The organism is Acinetobacter sp. CAU_H_60, assembly GCF_058599385.1.
On the sequence record NZ_CM178653.1, the window covers coordinates 2,666,125 to 2,681,869 of the forward strand.

The following is a 15,745-nucleotide window of genomic DNA, read 5'->3' on the forward strand; positions in this document are numbered from 1 at the left end:
TCAGTCTTCAAAATCAATCCGGATAGTCTCAAAACGTACCCGCCCTTCCTGAATGGCTTGAGCAATTGCCATCTGGCCTTTGGTCAGACGTGCACCACCACTTTTAATATCAATCAACACCACTTCAATATCTTCAGCCAGCCCCTCACCGTCACGAAAATCGGTATAGCCATCAAAGACCACATAATCCACCGGATCACCTAAAAATTTGGCATCACTAGGCAGATATTGAAACTCTGGCATGATCGGTGCCAACTGCTCGGCCATTTTGCCTTTGAGTACCGCACGACTGGTATTCACACTGCGTTTTTGTGCAGCAACTAAAGCTTGCTGATGTTCCAGCTCCAGCTCGGCAATATATTGTTCATATTCTGCTTTAATTCGACCATTTCGCGTCTGGCCCAGAATCAGGGTAGTTAAAACTACTCCAATACAGGCACCAATCAGCATGGCCATTCCAATGGACATTCAATCTTCCTAATCTGCTTTATTTTGCTGCCTACCTTCGACTGAAGTTGAAAGGGTCTGCCATCCAGTAAGCCTGCAAAGAATGATATGCTAGGCGGGAGCAGAATTAAATCATCCCGGGTCATGAAAACTATTTTAGTTGCAAATCAGAAAGGTGGCTGTGGTAAAACCATTACTGCAATTAGCCTGGCAGCTGCCCTGGCACAAAAGGGTTATAAAGTTGCTCTGGCTGATGCGGACAGCCAGAAATCGACCTTGCAATGGCTGAAACATCGCCCAAAAGATGCCGCACCGATTCAGAGTCTGGACTGGCGAAATGCCAAATCGATTGGAGATGCGCCTAAAAACTTGGAATATCTGATTATCGATGCACCCGGAGCGCTGAATGAAGATCATGCTGAACAGCTAATTAGTGAAGCAGATGCCATCATTACCCCGCTGCAGCCTTCATTTTTTGATATTGATTCTACGCGCCGTTTTCTCAAGCATTTGCATGATATTAAACGTATCCGTAAAGGCAAGGTTGAAATTCTGCTCCTCGCTAACCGCACCAAACCTAATGCAGCCAGCAATCAGGACATTCAGCAGTTTTTCAATAAAATTGATCAGCAACCGGTCGCCTGGATTTCTGAACGTGCGCCTTATAGCCGGCTGGCCATGCAAGGCCTGTCTATTTTTGATAAACAGCAGAAGATGTACCGGGAATTACAGGATCAATGGCAACCTTTATTGAATGCCATTATTGACGATCCAAGCCAATGGTTCTAGTTCTGTTATTTTTAGCCTCTTCTTTTTATTCTTGGGAAAATAATCGTACTACTTCCTGCACTATCGTTTTCGATCGCTTTTTTTTCAGTTAATATGCCTGACACAACCTAAAAAAATGAGCTTCTAAATTCAGTGCAACAGTACGCGCCTACACTACAAAAAGTCTTATTATTTGGACTGTTTTTCATTCTGATTTTTTTGAGTTTTCACATACTCAAGTATTTCATCATTCCTGTAGTTTGGGCAGCCATTATTGCGTACATGACTTGGCCGCTGTATCAGTCGATCTTAAGAATGAGTGGCAATCGGCCGACGCTGAGCGCGACTATAATGATTCTGGGTGTAATTCTGGTATTTGGTCTGCCTTTTATCTTTGCCATTTTTATGCTGCAACACGAAGGCCGGAATCTGTATTTTGAATTACAAAAACAGGTATTCTCAGGTCATCTTAGTGTTCCTGATTTTATTCGCGGCCTGCCACTTGTGGGTAAGGAAATTACCCGTACCCTGAATGAGATAAATGCCGATCCAAATAGCATTGCACAGACCATTTCCGTCTGGATTCAGGGTCATCTGAATTACGGTAAAGTTGTGCTGAATGAAATCAGTAAAAATGTCTTCAAGCTGTGTTTTGCCGTACTGTCGTTATTCTTCTTCTATCGCGATGGCCATACCATTCTGAATCAGGTGCGTAAAGCCTTTGAGATGGTAGTCGGTCCACGTATTCATCATTATCTGGCGACAATTTCAGATACCACACGTGCGGTGGTCTATGGCGTAGGCTTAACAGCAATTGCCCAGTCTTTGCTGGCAGGTATCAGCTACTTTGTGGCTGGCGTACCGAACCCGATGGTACTGACCATTATCACCTTTATCTTTGCTTTAATCCCTTTTGGCCCTCCGGTTGCTTATGGTGCAGTTTCGCTATGGCTGTTCTCGCAAGGACAGACTATTGAAGCCGTTGGCGTCATGGTCTGGGGTGTCTGTATTGTGAGTACAGCGGATAACGTGATTCGTCCACTGGTCATTTCAGGCGCAACACAAATTCCATTCTTGCTGATCATGTTTGGTGTCTTGGGTGGCATTTCCAGTTTTGGTCTGGTCGGTGTCTTTATTGGACCAGTGATTCTGGCGGTACTACTGGCCATCTGGCGTGAATGGCTGCATGAAAGCAACCTGAACGAACCTTTGATGATGCCTAAAGCCACTATGGCGCATGAGGTTGAACCGAAGAAAAAATTCCGTCTGCGCCGTAACAAGGCACCGAAATCACAAGACTGACTGGCTTAAACAAATTAAAACATTTAAGTACTGATTTTCTATAGTGCTTTTGGTCTTGCTCTGTTTCAATAGATTCCGAAAAGCAGAATAAAGATCAAGGTGTGATAATTATGTCTTCATTATTTAAACTTACAGCTTTGTGCGCAGTCAGTGCAGCACTTTTTACCGGTTGCGCTTCAACCTCTACTTCGACTGAAAATGTTAAAACCGTGACCCTGAATGCAGTTTCTGCACAGGGCGTCGGTGAATCGATTGGTACCGTATTATTGAGTGACAGCCCGGCTGGCTTGGTGATTCGTACTAATCTGAAACAGCTTCCTGCGGGTGAGCGTGGTTTCCACATTCATGAAAATGGTTCATGTGCACCGGGTGAAAAAGATGGCAAACCAGGTGCTGCACTTGCTGCCGGCAGTCACTACAACCCGAATCAGGCACCTCATCATGGCACACCAGTGACGGGTCATTTGGGTGACTTACCAGCCCTTAAAGTAAACACTGATGGTACAGCACGTGTGACTCTGCTTGCGCCACGCCTGAAACTGGCAGATGTTCAGGGTCGTACCATCATGGTTCATGCAGGCGGTGATAACTATTCAGATGAACCGCAACCATTAGGCGGCGGCGGTGAACGTATTGCGTGCGGCGTGATCTGATTTATCACAGATTATTAGCATTCAAAAACGGGCTTCTTGCCCGTTTTTTAGTAGATATTTCTTTTGAAATTGGCGCTTAAATTGCATTCAAAACCGGCAGTCAAATACCACGGATCATATTCTTGTGAATAGCTCAGATTCCACGTTGCATCCTCTTCATCACATACTTAAAAAAGCCCTGTTGCCTTTTCAGTCCAGTGCCTTGATGACTTACTGTTTGCAGATGTTCATTGTGCTTTCAGGGACAACTTTTGGTCTAAAGCTTCTCGGCTATGAGGCCTTGATTGTTCCGGTCACTTTAGGGGCAATTGCCACTGCTCTGACCGATTTTGATGACCGTTTAAGTTTAAGGCTGCGCAATCTGGGGCTGGTCATGTTGCTGTTTTTTGCAGTCAGTAGCATGCTGGAATTTCTGCACTCCTATAAAGTCTGGTTTGCACTGTGGTTATCACTTTCTAGTGCCGTATTTATCTTAATGGGGGCTTTGGGACAGCGTTATGCCACTATTTCTTTTGGCACTGTATTGCTGTCCATTTACACCATGTTTGGCTTGGGAGAATATGGACACTGGTATGAGCAGCCGCTGTATTTTGTAGTTGGTGTGCTGTGGTATGGCCTGACTTCGATTCTGTTTTACCTGATTCGTCCAACTTTACAGGTTCAGGAAAATCTGTCCATCAACCTGCAACAGATGGCGGAGCTGCTATCGACCAAAGCCAAATTATTTGATCCTGATAATCAGAATAATGTTGAGCCGCTGCTCTATGAGCTTTCCTTAAAAAATACCCAAGTCATTGAAAGCTTTAATCGTACCAAAGATTCTTTACTGACCCGACTCAAAGCCTCACGTCCGAATCATAAAACTATTTACTGGCTGAATCTTTATTTTCTGACTCAAGATATCCATGAGCAGGCGACTGCCAACTATCTGCATTATGAGCAGATTCACCAGCATTTTAGCCGTACCGATCTGATCTTTCGGATTCAGAAAAATATTCACTTGCAGGCACTTGCTTGCCAGCAATTGGCTGCATGTGTACTACGCAACGAAACTTATCAGCTTCCTGAACAGCATCAGCGGGCGCTTCAAGCATTAGAAGCCTCTATGCAGGACTGGATTGCGCAGCACCCCCAGAATATTGAAGTGAAAAACTTACAGCTCATTCTGAGCAATCTGCTGAGTGTGCATGAACAGCTGCAACATTTGCAGGATGGACAAGCCATTTACCGTCCGGATTATCCAAAGCATTTTGATGATTCCAGCCTGTTTGATGATGATCTGCGTGGACCTGCTGATTTCTGGCTGAAATTAAAACCCCATTTGGGACCGCAATCGGCGCTGTTTCGTCATGCGGTACGGATCGCTTTGGTCTTTCTGGTCGGCTATGCAATTTCTCTATTGCCCTTTGCCAAAAATGGCTACTGGATATTGCTGACCAGTCTGTTTGTCTGCCAGATCAGTTATTTCGCCACTAAAAGCCGTTTAAAACTACGGACTTTGGGTACATTGCTCGGCGTCATTCTGGGTATTCCAATCCTGTATTTTGTGCCAAGTATTGAAGGTCAGTTGCTGCTTACTGTGATTTTCGGTGTCGGCTTTTTCTATTTGCGCTCCAAGAAATATGCTATGGCCACGCTGATGGCGACCTTGGTGGTACTGCTGATTTTTAATCTGAAAGGCGCTGGCTATGCAGTCATTCTGCCGAGAATTATCGATACCCTGATTGGCTGTCTGATCGCCTGGCTGGCGGTCAGCTGCATCTGGCCAGACTGGAATTTCCGTAATATTTCCAGCAACATCAAAAAATCTTCCCAAGCGACGTTAAATTATTTACTGGCTATTCTGGAGCAATATCAACACGGCAAAAATAATAGCATTGCTTACCGGACAGCACGTCGTTTGGCCCACAATGCCCAGATTGACCTTTCCAATATGATTTCCAGTCTAAGTACCGAACCGAATCCAGATCCGGTGCTGATTCGCAATGCCTTCCGTTATCTGGTTTATAGCCACAGTCAGCTCAGTTATATTTCCGCATTGGGTAGCCATCGTGAACAGGTATCTGATCCGCAAATTCTGCAACTGCTTTCTGCCTGTCAGCAGACCTTAACCTCTGCCCTATCAAATCCTGAAAATGTACCGCAGCAGGACATTCAAGGCCAATTGGCAGAAATCCGGCAACTGAGTCAGCAGGAACATATTTCCACCCACCTGCTGCTAGTACTTAAACAGATCAGTCTTTTACTGGAAACCTTGCCTGAATTATTGTCTCTAAGACAGCAATTACTGGCAGTTGAAATCAAATAACCAAGCAGAGCACTAGGATATAAGTATTTAAAATAATTCATTTTATTCTATAAATTTCATTTTGCTTAAATCGGCAGATTGGGTACACTCAAGCCTGACTGAATAGAACATAGAAGAGTGAGTGCGCGTGAATATTAAAACTTTACGTCTGGTTGGACTGCTTGAAGGTATTTCATTTCTGCTGCTGTTATTTATTGCAATGCCGGTCAAGTACATGATGGATAATCCGATTCTGGTGAAATATATCGGCATGGGTCATGGCGTTCTTTTCGTACTTTTTCTTGTAGTGTTATTTGCAGTATGCGAAAAACAGAAATGGTCTCTGAGTATGTTTATTCTGGGCTTGATCGCTTCGATTCTGCCATTTGGACCATTTATCTTTGATATGAAATTAAAAAAGTTAGAGCAGCCGGCTAAAGCTTAACTTTTGGATTCTAATCATTATTAAATCAATAATGGACGTTCCCTCGCCTTTTAGAAGATGAGCAGCACTGCTGCGCAAGGGTGAGGTTATTTTATTAATATTTCCCTCTCTCTAACTTTCTCCCATAGGGAGAGAGAACATTCAATACTTTTATTTGAGGTACATAAAGTAAATAGCTTCATTTGATTAAACATTTAAAAGGCAGGAGCTTTAAAACTCCCCTCGCCCTTTCCTTTCTTGCATCACCTGTTTCAGCTGCATACGCGGCAAGCTAAACCACAGCGCAATTAAAATAAACGAGGCACCGCAATAAGCCCAAAGATCAAAAGCTTCATAAGCAATTCTGACCACTTCAATCACGATAAAGAAACTCAGCATCATCAAGATAGATACCGTTGCCGCAACCGTGCCTTTAGACACTTCAGATGACATCAAGGCAAAACGGTACAATACCGAAAAGCTGATCCCCTCTCCCAGACTGATGCAAGTGGTACCGATAATCAGGCAATGCAGAAAATAATCCGGAATCAGCATTCCCACTAAAAGCAAAATGGTTCCAAACAACATCAATGGCACACCCAGCATCACTGTTTTACCAAGCGGTATCTTATCGATAATTTTCAGCAGAATGATATTACCCAGAATCAGGCCACCCAATACCGGAAACTGAGCCAGGCCATATTGCATGCTGCTCAAGCCTAGTTCTTCAACCAGAATCACGGGAGATAAGGCAATCCATAGCATCAATGGCAAGCTCACCAGTGGCAATGCCATAGTCATGACCACAAAACGCTTATTTTTCAGGACCTGCTTAAAGTCATCGATAATATAGCTGAGTGGCTGTTTGGGAATACTGATATTTGGATTCGGCATTTTCGCTTTTAGTCCAAACCAGCTCAAAAATGCCAGACAGGCGATGCCGATAAAACCCCAGTGCCATGAGACATGGTCAATCATAAAGGCGCCGACCACTGGCCCTAAAAGTGGTGCCAGTAAGGAAACATTGGCCATAAGTGCCATCACTTTAATGGCATCGCGTTCTTCAAAATTTTCCTGAATCGCGGCATACCCCACAGCAGCAATAAAGGACAAGCCAAAACCCTGTAAAAAGCGCAGGAACAGAAAGCTTTGAATATTCGGTGTGAGTAAAATCGCCAGACAGCAGATCACAAAAAATGCCACGCCACCGAGCAAGACTTTTTTACGGCCTAAACGGTCCGATAAGGGTCCTAAAATTGCGGCAACAAATGCTCCACCTAGCAGGAAAAAGGACATGGAAGATGGTGCCCAGGAACTGCTCACGCCAAAATCACGGGTAATGGCTAACATGGCCGGCTGGATCAGGTCATTACAGATATAGACGGAGAATTCAAACAGAACCAGTGCCAGTGGGAACATCAGTGTGGCACGGGTCAGTTTGTGGGTTTGGGCATTTTGCATGGGAGTTGTTATTGCCAGTCTATCTGTTAATAGCAGACCGAACTTTATCTAAAATAGAGAAGAATAATTTTAGCAGAGTACTATTTTTAAATCCGTTCTCTTTTTGAATGGTCTAATCAAAATATTATATTTTCTCTTTCTGAATTAACCTCAAATCATCCGGTTCATAAGCACGAGTGAAAAACTAAAAAATTTATAGCTCTTCCAAGTTAATTCAATAAAGATTATATATATTTTATATACTTATGATAATTAATTAAATTATACAGTATTCCAGTCTTGAAACCATTTTTCTTTTCTAGAATCTTCAAAAGGAAGAAGTTGTTCTACTAACTCTATAATCAGTTGATCAATATCTTTTGCTATCGAATATCCTAAAGTTATTTTAGAAATACTCCCACTTTTTAATTGGTCACTACAGTCCAATCTAGAGTAATGATAGTTGGCCCTATCCGTAATAAATTTATCAATATAATCAATATGCCCTTCTGCTGAAAAATGGTCTTGAGGAAAAAACCTTACCAAACTTAACCAACAGAATCTTAAGAACCATATTAAATCTTCATTACCTTTTCATCATATTAAGCGTGATACCACTATCCCAATTGACATGACAATTTAAATAGACTTCTCTTTTCAGATCAGGTAAAGAAAAAATAAAAATTTTATCTGCCCCTAGCTCATTATCTTTCTCACGATACAATAATTTTTCTCGTAGGATTTTTTCTGATTTTATTTTATCGCAGTTAGTATAAAACCTATTTAAGTAGAATAGTGAGAGTGAAGCTAAAAATCCCCCAATAACACCAATTGTGGCGGCTAATATATTTGAGTCCATTAACTTCCCTTTTCTAAAACAAAAAAGCGCATCAATAAGATACGCTTTTAACGAAGTTTTGTTTAAAGATCAAACATTATTATGGACAGACTGCTTTCTGGAAAGTTTTGGTATTTGAACCGCGTACACACTGATAGAGCTTTTCAGTATTGTTCATTTTCCAGTTTTTCTCTTCTTTTCTAAAATGATAAATGGTTTGAATCGATCTCACCGAATCATCCATCAAACCTGTTTCAGTCACTTTTACCTGTCCAACCGTTGGTGACTCAACACGATTAAAGAACTGACGTATCTCGACTGTTGCCAGTTCTTCACGCAGGTCAGGCCTCATCTTAAGCACCTGATCCAAAGGTGTATCTGAAGAAGACTGCACTTTTGCAATCACTTTCTGGGTGGTTGTACAACCTGATGTCATCACACCCAGACCTAAAATTGTAACCGCCAATAACCGTAACATATTGTTTAACCCAGATTATCTTTATTATGCAGAAATTATCATGCCGGGCTTTTCAGCTTAACGCTATTTAGACTCTGTAAGTCCAGTTACAGAGTAATAAAAAAAGCGCACCTTTCGATGCGCTTTTGTAAATCTATTCTGATTAAAGATCGAATAGTTTGCCTGGGTTCATGATGCCATTTGGATCGAACACTTTTTTCAGTGCTTTCATATATTCGATTTCTTCAGCGGAACGAGTGTATTCAAGATAAGGTTTCTTGGTCATACCTACGCCGTGTTCTGCAGAAATTGAACCATCGTATTTTTTCACAGTATCAAATACGTACTTGTTCACGACTTGGCATTTTGCAAAGAATTCATCTTTGGTCAGGTCAGCCGGTTTCAGGATATTCAAGTGCAGGTTACCGTCACCGATATGACCGAACCAGCAGATTTCGAAATCTGGGTAGTTTTCATTCACGATCGCATCGATTTCTTTAATAAAAGCTGGTACGTGAGTGATCAGTACAGAGATGTCATTTTTGTACGGAATGAATGGAGCGATCGACTCAGAGATGTCTTCACGCAGACGCCATAAGCTATGTACTTGCTCAAGACTTTGGCTCATCACGCCATCCAGCACCCAACCCTGTTCCATACAGTGCTCGAAGATTTCCATCGCCTTGTCCATAATCGGCTCAAACGGCGCTTCAAATTCAAGCAATACATAGAATGGACATTCAGTTTCAAATGGACGCTGTACGTGACCATTGGCCAATACTTTTTGCATCGCCAGCTCACCGAAGAACTCGAATGCAGTCAGGTCGATTTTTGCCTGGAAGGCATGCAATACTGGCATGATCGCATCAAAATCAGGTACACCCAGTACCAGCACTTGCAGGTCGTGTGGCTGACGCTCAAGTTTGATTTCTGCTTCAGTGACTAAACCTAAAGTACCTTCACCACCGATGAACAGGTGTTGTAGTGCATAACCAGTCGCGTTCTTGATCATACCCTTGTTTAGACGCAGTACATCACCTTTACCAGTCACCACAGTCAGGCCAAGCACCCAGTTACGGGTCATGCCGTATTTGATCACTTTAATCCCGCCAGCATTGGTCCCGATGTTTCCACCGATCTGGCTTGAACCAGAAGAGGCAAAATCAACCGGGTAATACATGCCCTGCTCTTCAGCATAGTTTTGCAGCTGTTCAGTCACCACACCTGCCTGTACGCGCACCATACGGTCTGCCGGGAAGAATTCCAGAATCTGGTTCATCTTGTCCATGCTTACCACAATCTCGCCATTCGCAGCGACAGCACCTGCAGAAAGACCAGTACGACCACCTGATGGAGTCACTGCAACATTGAACTGATTGGCAAGCTTCACAATTGCTTGAACCTGTTCAGTCGAAGATGGGAAAACGATGACCGATGGGTTTGGATCAAAGTGTTTGGTATGATCACGACCCCAATTCTGGAGGCTGTCCGCATCAGTTTTAATACGGTTTTCACCCACAATTGCAGTCAATTGGGTCAATAACTCTGGGGTTAAAGCGACTGGAGCATTCATCGTTTGCAGACCTAGCATGAATTAAACAAGAGAGACCTCGCCAGTTTATTTGTATATTTTTCAGGCATTAAAACCTGTATACAAAGCAGGCGAAACATGATGATTAAAGCACCAAAACTGGCAGCTTAAACAGCATGGCGCAATATTATAAGCTATTTTTGGGGCTTTCCCTTAAAAAATGACAATTTTGATAATATACCTTTGAAAATGATAGTTTAATTCAACCAGTTCTATCATTTTCACTACTATCACTTGCAAAAATAGCTGATATTGTAGTCATCAAGGAAATGTATAACCGCCCCATTCCTGTGCTATTATACGGCGACTAAATTTGGCCTTTGTAGCGGAGCCGTAATGAGCCAACATCTATCTCTACCTAAAGATAAAATCCGTTTTCTATTGTTAGAAGGCGTTCACCAGAACGCAATCGACACATTGAATGCAGCTGGATATACCAATATCGACTATCGCAAAACAGCGCTTGAGGGTGAAGCACTGAAAGAAGCGATTAAAGATGCACACTTCATTGGTATCCGTTCCCGTACTCAGCTCACTGAAGAAGTGTTTGAAGCTGCGAACAAACTGATCGCGGTAGGCTGTTTCTGTATCGGTACCAACCAGGTGAACCTGGATGCAGCAATGCGTCGCGGTATTCCGGTATTCAACGCACCGTATTCAAATACACGTTCGGTTGCTGAACTTGTACTTGCTGAAGCGATTCTTCTGCTTCGCCGTGTACCTGAAAAATCTACAGATACACATGCAGGCGGCTGGAACAAATCTGCTGTAGGTTCGTTCGAAACTCGTGGTAAGACTTTAGGTATCGTTGGTTACGGTTCAATTGGTTCACAACTTTCTGTCCTTGCTGAAAGCCTGGGTATGAAAGTGATCTATTTCGACACAGTGACTAAATTACCATTGGGTAATGCACGTCAGGTCGGCACAATGGGCGAACTTCTTGCAAATGCTGATGTTGTTTCTATTCACGTTCCTGATGTTCCGTCTACACGTAACTTCATGACCAAAGAACAATTCGCGCAAATGAAAGAAGGCTCTATCTTCATCAATGCGGCACGTGGTACATGTGTGGTGATCGAAGATCTGGCTGAAGCATTGAAATCTGGCCATCTTGCGGGTGCTGCGGTTGACGTATTCCCTAAAGAGCCTAAAGCGAACGGTGAAGAATTCGTTTCTCCATTACGTAACATTCCAAATGTGATCCTGACTCCACACGTGGGCGGTTCTACTATGGAAGCTCAGGCGAACATCGGTCTGGAAGTTGCTGAGAAATTTGTAGCTTATTCAGATAAAGGTATGACGCTTTCTGCGGTGAACTTCCCAGAAATCGCGCTTCCATTAACCGAAGGCAAACACCGTCTGCTTCACATCCACAAAAACATCCCGGGTGTACTGTCTAAGATCAACAACCTGTTTGCTGAACACGGTATCAACATCTCTGGTCAGACTTTAATGACCAAAGGCGATGTGGGTTACCTGGTGATGGATGTAGACGCAACTGCATCTCAAGAAGCACTCGATACTTTACACAATCTTGAAGGTACAATCCGCGTTCGCGTATTGTTCTAATTCAGGTTTTTAAAAAGCCACAGTCTTCGGGCTGTGGTTTTTTTATTGCTTAAAGGTTTTTATTTTAAGCCTTACTCAGCTGATGCTGCTCTTCCGCTCTTCGAGAAATCGAAACAAATTTAGTCATGCCAAATCTTAAAATTGCACCTATGGTGCAAGCGCCGCTGATTCTGCTGATCGCGATGATCAGCATGCAGAGCAGCGGCTCCTTTGCCAAATATCTGTTTGGCCAGTTCCCGATCTTGACCGTTTCCGCAATGCGCCTACTTCTTGGTGCATTAATTTTGGCGCTCATTTTTAAAATCTGGCAGATCAATTTCCGCCAGGTCAAATGGCCAGCCATTATCAGTTATGGCTTGGCATTAGCTGGCATGAATATGCTGTTTTATCTGGCAATTGACCGATTGCCGATTGGAATCGCAGTCTCTTTTGAATTTATTGGCCCCTTAAGTGTTGCCCTGTTTTATGCCCGGCAGAAATTTGATTTTATTTGGGTGGGATTGGCCATTCTGGGGCTGGTTCTGTTGTTTCCCTTTGATCAGGCTGCACAACCGCTTGACCCGATGGGCATCCTGTTTGCCTTAGGTGCAGGTTCCTGCTGGGCACTATATATCGTGGCCGGACAAAAGCCTTCGGGTGTATCAGGAAATCATACCGTGTGTCTGGGCATGTTTGTGGGCATGCTGGTGCTGATGCCGATTGCCCTATTTGCGGGAATGCCTGCTCATGTGTTTGAGCCAAGCAGCCTCATGTATTTTGTTATTTTGGCTGCACTTGCCAGTGCCTTACCCTTTAGCTTGGAAATGATTGCACTGCGTAATTTAACTGCTTTGAGTTTTGGCACCTTGATGAGCCTAGAACCTGCGGTTGCAGCACTCTCCGGTTTTGTATTCTTAGGCGAGACTTTATTGTGGACACAATGGCTGGCGCTGGCCACTATTATCAGTGCATCGATTGGCTGTACGGTGACGACACAAAGAAGAAAGTATTAAATAAAAAAGGCGCTCAAGCGCCTTTTTTAAGATGATTGATTTAATTTTAGCGTGGCGTTGCATCCTTAATAGCTGTATTTAATGCTGTAGCTGCTGTCACATTATAGCCATCACATGCCGAAGCAAGATGGTCATACAGGTAATCTGTCCATTTGAGCATTAGAGGAGTTGCACCCTCTTCCCTTAAATTGTCCAAGGCAGCTTTTCTTGCTTGAGCAATATAATCGGCATGATCAATATGCTCTCCATGTTCCGAGAAAGTACTGGAATAAATTTCACCCTGATATTCGATCGCCCCAAAGTATTTATAATATTGCTGAGCATCGTCTTTATATTCGGCTTTTTTAAATTTCAGGTTAGCCATCGTGCCATCTAAAATGGTTTTCGCCATCTCTTGAACAGACTCGCCTGTCTGCCATTCAGACAGTGTACGATAGCCAGTTTTGATATCCGGATCAAATTCAATAAATTCTTCCTCCGGATGCTCAGCCAGAATACGGAAACATTTAGATCCGTTCGGGAAAGTACGTGCCTTCTGCAAACCGACAAAATTGGTAGCAAACTGATTGTAATATTTACGTTCAGCATCCGTGGTATCAGTATCAAAGAAAACTCTGGTCTCGGTATCGTCATACATCTTCACGACAGCAATATTGGTACGTTCAGTTAATGCTTTACCTGACAGGTCATACCACTCCAGGTGTCGATGATTGCTGATGTTATTTTCCGGAATAGTGACGGGACGACTGGTAAATTGTTCAGAAGTATTTTCCAGTACTTTTTCCAGTTTATAACCTAATGCTGTACGGGCACGATCTGCAGGGAATACGCCTTTTTCTGTGACATAAATTGGGAAGGTCATATCTTCATCAAGATCATATTCAGTATCAACAGTCCGGTTATCATCTGCATACAAGATGCCGTCAGCGATTTTATTTTTATGACTGGCCAATAGAAGCTTTTCCGACTCCATATCTGAAGCATCAATATTCGGCAGGTTGAACTGATAGGTATAGAATTCAGAAATCGTATCTGATGTTCCATCACCATTATCCGGGGTTCCAGGATTGGTTGGGGTTGGTTGACCTGCGACTGGCTCGTTATTATCAGAATCAGAGCCACCACATGCAGTCAGCATAAGGCTCAAGACAGCACAAGAGAGTAATCTTAATTTCATTATTATCTACCTTATTATTTTTTCATCGTTTTATTTTTCATTGTTATTTTAAAGTTGACCCAAATCATGAGGTCTAAGCCATTTTAATAAATATAAAATTAAGATCAAATTAAAAATTGATTAATTTGTAACCACAATCTCATCAATAATTCATTTTGAATTTAATTTTTCTGGCATAGGATGAAATCAAAAATTTAAATTCACTGATCCAAAATCTGCTTCGCATTCACAAAATATTCGTCTGCCCTACTCATCAAAAATTAACCAGTTTGATATACTTCCGCTTTCTTCTGTATCTCGATTATACCCTTCTGGTATAAGTAGTTTCTCCCATGCCAAACGTCCAACTTCTTGCTGTGTTGTACATGGTTCTCTCCATGACTTCATACCAGATCAGTGCATCCTTCGCCAAGCAACTTTTCCTGGTGCTTGACCCGATCACCGTCACTATTTTAAGACTCTGCTTTGCCGCCATTATTGTCTGTGTTATGTTCCGTTCCTGGAAAATTATCCGACGTTTACACTTCCTGAAATGGCGGGATCTGCTCTGCTATAGTGCTTCTCTGGGCATCATGAATATCCTGTTCTATATGTCGCTCGGGAAACTTCCTCAAGGCATTGCAGTCGGACTGGAATTTATTGGTCCGCTAGGACTAGCGTTAATCTCAATTCAGAACCGCAAGGACTATGTCTGGGTGTTACTGGCAATTTTAGGTATCGTGCTGATGGTGCCATGGGGGGAAGCCAATAGCAGTAACTTTGATCTGTTTGGTGCAGCCTGCGCCCTAGGGGCTGGCCTCTGCTGGGCGCTGTATATCTATTTTGGGCAACGCGTGGTACAGCAAAATATCGGGATGCATGCACTGACGATTGCCATCAGTATTTCAGCCCTGTGTTTGCTACCAATCGGACTGTATAACAATGCTCCTGCGCTCGTTGATACCCAATATTGGGGCAAGGCCATTACCATTGCAGTTCTGGCAACCGCCATTCCTTATGCGCTGGATTTAAAAGCGCTCCAGCACTTGAATAAAACCAGTTACGGCACGCTTTCCAGTCTGTCTCCAGCTCTGGCAGCACTGGTAGGTTTTATCTTGCTGGGTGAAAAAATTACGCTACTTCAAACGATAGCACTGGTTTGTATTATGCTGGCTTCAGTTGGCGTGACCATGCGGGAAGCACGGCAGCAATATAAAACCCGGAAAATAGAAAGCTGAATAAATAAAAAAGATGGCACTTTGACCATCTTTTTTTGTTATGAAAATTTGAATTTAAATAAATTTAAATATTAGCTTTTAACCAGCATGTCTTTTTTCATTTTTTTATAACGCTGATATTCAGTTTTGTACTGATCCGCTAGAGCCTGCTTTTGCTCATCTCCCAGAATTTTCCCGGCCTGCTGGAAGAAAGCATGCTCCTCTTCTTTCAAATGATGATGAACTTTATCTGACAGTCTCTTGGCAATTGCAATCCAGCTTGGGCTACTAAATTCAGTTTCAGTCAGTTCCTCAATCATTTCATCCATTTCATGATGTTCTGCCAAGGCGTGACGGGTAATGTTCAGGCCGGGATCTGTCATCATCAAGGGAATATAAAAGTAACGGTCTTCTGCCGTTTCATGCGCAAACAGTTCATTCTTCAGCTGCTTGAACAACTCACGACGTTCTGGCGAATCCCCCGAAGTTTGCAGTAATTTTTCTGCCAGATCACGCTGGATTTCATGACTTTCCCTTAATGCTTCAAAAATGGTGGTCATGTAATTTTTCTCCTGTTTTTGTCATGCCTTTGCTCCAGCATAGA

16 protein-coding genes are annotated in these 15,745 nt (G+C 42.9%); 8 read left to right on the top strand and 8 right to left on the bottom strand.

Translation table 11 applies throughout. From position 1 onward, the window contains the following. Positions 1 to 468 (bottom strand): Holliday junction resolvase-like protein, encoded by a 468-nt coding sequence (locus tag AC4MBN_RS12695; RefSeq protein WP_004787020.1) that lies wholly within the window; start codon positions 466 to 468, stop codon positions 1 to 3. 123 nt (positions 469 to 591) lie between these two features. Here AC4MBN_RS12695 and AC4MBN_RS12700 point away from each other — a divergent pair, with 123 nt between their 5' ends. The 5 genes from AC4MBN_RS12700 (at position 592) to AC4MBN_RS12720 (ending at position 5,902) form a co-directional block, all read left to right on the top strand. After that, entirely contained in the window at positions 592 to 1,236 is a 645-nt protein-coding gene (locus tag AC4MBN_RS12700) for a ParA family protein (protein ID WP_419364104.1), read from the top strand. 132 nt (positions 1,237 to 1,368) lie between these two features. After that, on the top strand, positions 1,369 to 2,517 hold the full coding sequence (locus tag AC4MBN_RS12705; RefSeq protein WP_491880306.1) for an AI-2E family transporter: 1,149 nt from the start codon (positions 1,369 to 1,371) through the stop codon (positions 2,515 to 2,517). Between the two features lie 110 nt (positions 2,518 to 2,627). Next, entirely contained in the window at positions 2,628 to 3,170 is a 543-nt protein-coding gene (gene sodC, locus AC4MBN_RS12710) for a superoxide dismutase [Cu-Zn] SodC (protein WP_419364100.1), read from the top strand. 205 nt (positions 3,171 to 3,375) lie between these two features. Further along, entirely contained in the window at positions 3,376 to 5,478 is a 2,103-nt protein-coding gene (gene yccS / locus AC4MBN_RS12715) for a YccS family putative transporter (RefSeq protein ID WP_491880961.1), read from the top strand. A 127-nt stretch (positions 5,479 to 5,605) separates the two neighbouring features. Beyond that, positions 5,606 to 5,902: a DUF3817 domain-containing protein gene (locus AC4MBN_RS12720; RefSeq protein WP_419374510.1), complete on the top strand. Its 297-nt coding sequence runs from the start codon at positions 5,606 to 5,608 to the stop codon at positions 5,900 to 5,902. Positions 5,903 to 6,112: 210 nt separating this feature from the next. Here the strand turns inward: AC4MBN_RS12720 and craA are convergent, their stop codons facing one another. The 5 genes from craA to AC4MBN_RS12745 form a co-directional block, all read right to left on the bottom strand. Next, entirely contained in the window at positions 6,113 to 7,342 is a 1,230-nt protein-coding gene (gene craA / locus AC4MBN_RS12725; RefSeq protein WP_491880307.1) for a chloramphenicol efflux MFS transporter CraA, read from the bottom strand. 261 nt (positions 7,343 to 7,603) lie between these two features. Continuing rightward, positions 7,604 to 7,867 carry a hypothetical protein gene (locus tag AC4MBN_RS12730; RefSeq protein WP_491880308.1) on the bottom strand — a complete coding sequence of 88 codons (264 nt, stop codon included), beginning with the start codon at positions 7,865 to 7,867 and terminating at the stop codon, positions 7,604 to 7,606. A 40-nt stretch (positions 7,868 to 7,907) separates the two neighbouring features. Continuing rightward, positions 7,908 to 8,180 carry a hypothetical protein gene (locus AC4MBN_RS12735; RefSeq protein WP_419364094.1) on the bottom strand — a complete coding sequence of 91 codons (273 nt, stop codon included), beginning with the start codon at positions 8,178 to 8,180 and terminating at the stop codon, positions 7,908 to 7,910. 79 nt (positions 8,181 to 8,259) lie between these two features. Then, a complete protein-coding gene (locus tag AC4MBN_RS12740; protein ID WP_312210962.1) occupies positions 8,260 to 8,637 on the bottom strand; it encodes a hypothetical protein in 378 nt (125 codons plus the stop codon). A 142-nt stretch (positions 8,638 to 8,779) separates the two neighbouring features. Then, positions 8,780 to 10,189: an FAD-binding oxidoreductase gene (locus AC4MBN_RS12745; protein WP_125279697.1), complete on the bottom strand. Its 1,410-nt coding sequence runs from the start codon at positions 10,187 to 10,189 to the stop codon at positions 8,780 to 8,782. Positions 10,190 to 10,543: 354 nt separating this feature from the next. Between AC4MBN_RS12745 and serA the strand changes: the two genes are divergently transcribed. Next, complete coding sequence (serA, locus tag AC4MBN_RS12750) at positions 10,544 to 11,776, top strand: phosphoglycerate dehydrogenase (protein ID WP_005233651.1); 1,233 nt, start codon at positions 10,544 to 10,546, stop codon at positions 11,774 to 11,776. A 125-nt stretch (positions 11,777 to 11,901) separates the two neighbouring features. Then, entirely contained in the window at positions 11,902 to 12,768 is an 867-nt protein-coding gene (locus tag AC4MBN_RS12755; RefSeq protein WP_491880309.1) for an EamA family transporter, read from the top strand. 46 nt (positions 12,769 to 12,814) lie between these two features. On the opposite strand, the gene AC4MBN_RS12760 is transcribed toward AC4MBN_RS12755, so the two are convergent. Further along, positions 12,815 to 13,945: a hypothetical protein gene (locus AC4MBN_RS12760; RefSeq protein WP_491880310.1), complete on the bottom strand. Its 1,131-nt coding sequence runs from the start codon at positions 13,943 to 13,945 to the stop codon at positions 12,815 to 12,817. A 332-nt stretch (positions 13,946 to 14,277) separates the two neighbouring features. Between AC4MBN_RS12760 and AC4MBN_RS12765 the strand changes: the two genes are divergently transcribed. Continuing rightward, a complete protein-coding gene (locus tag AC4MBN_RS12765; protein ID WP_491880311.1) occupies positions 14,278 to 15,162 on the top strand; it encodes an EamA family transporter in 885 nt (294 codons plus the stop codon). Positions 15,163 to 15,233: 71 nt separating this feature from the next. Here AC4MBN_RS12765 and AC4MBN_RS12770 read toward each other — a convergent pair whose 3' ends face one another. Further along, positions 15,234 to 15,701: a hemerythrin domain-containing protein gene (locus AC4MBN_RS12770; RefSeq protein WP_180179401.1), complete on the bottom strand. Its 468-nt coding sequence runs from the start codon at positions 15,699 to 15,701 to the stop codon at positions 15,234 to 15,236. Positions 15,702 to 15,745 lie beyond the last annotated feature (44 nt).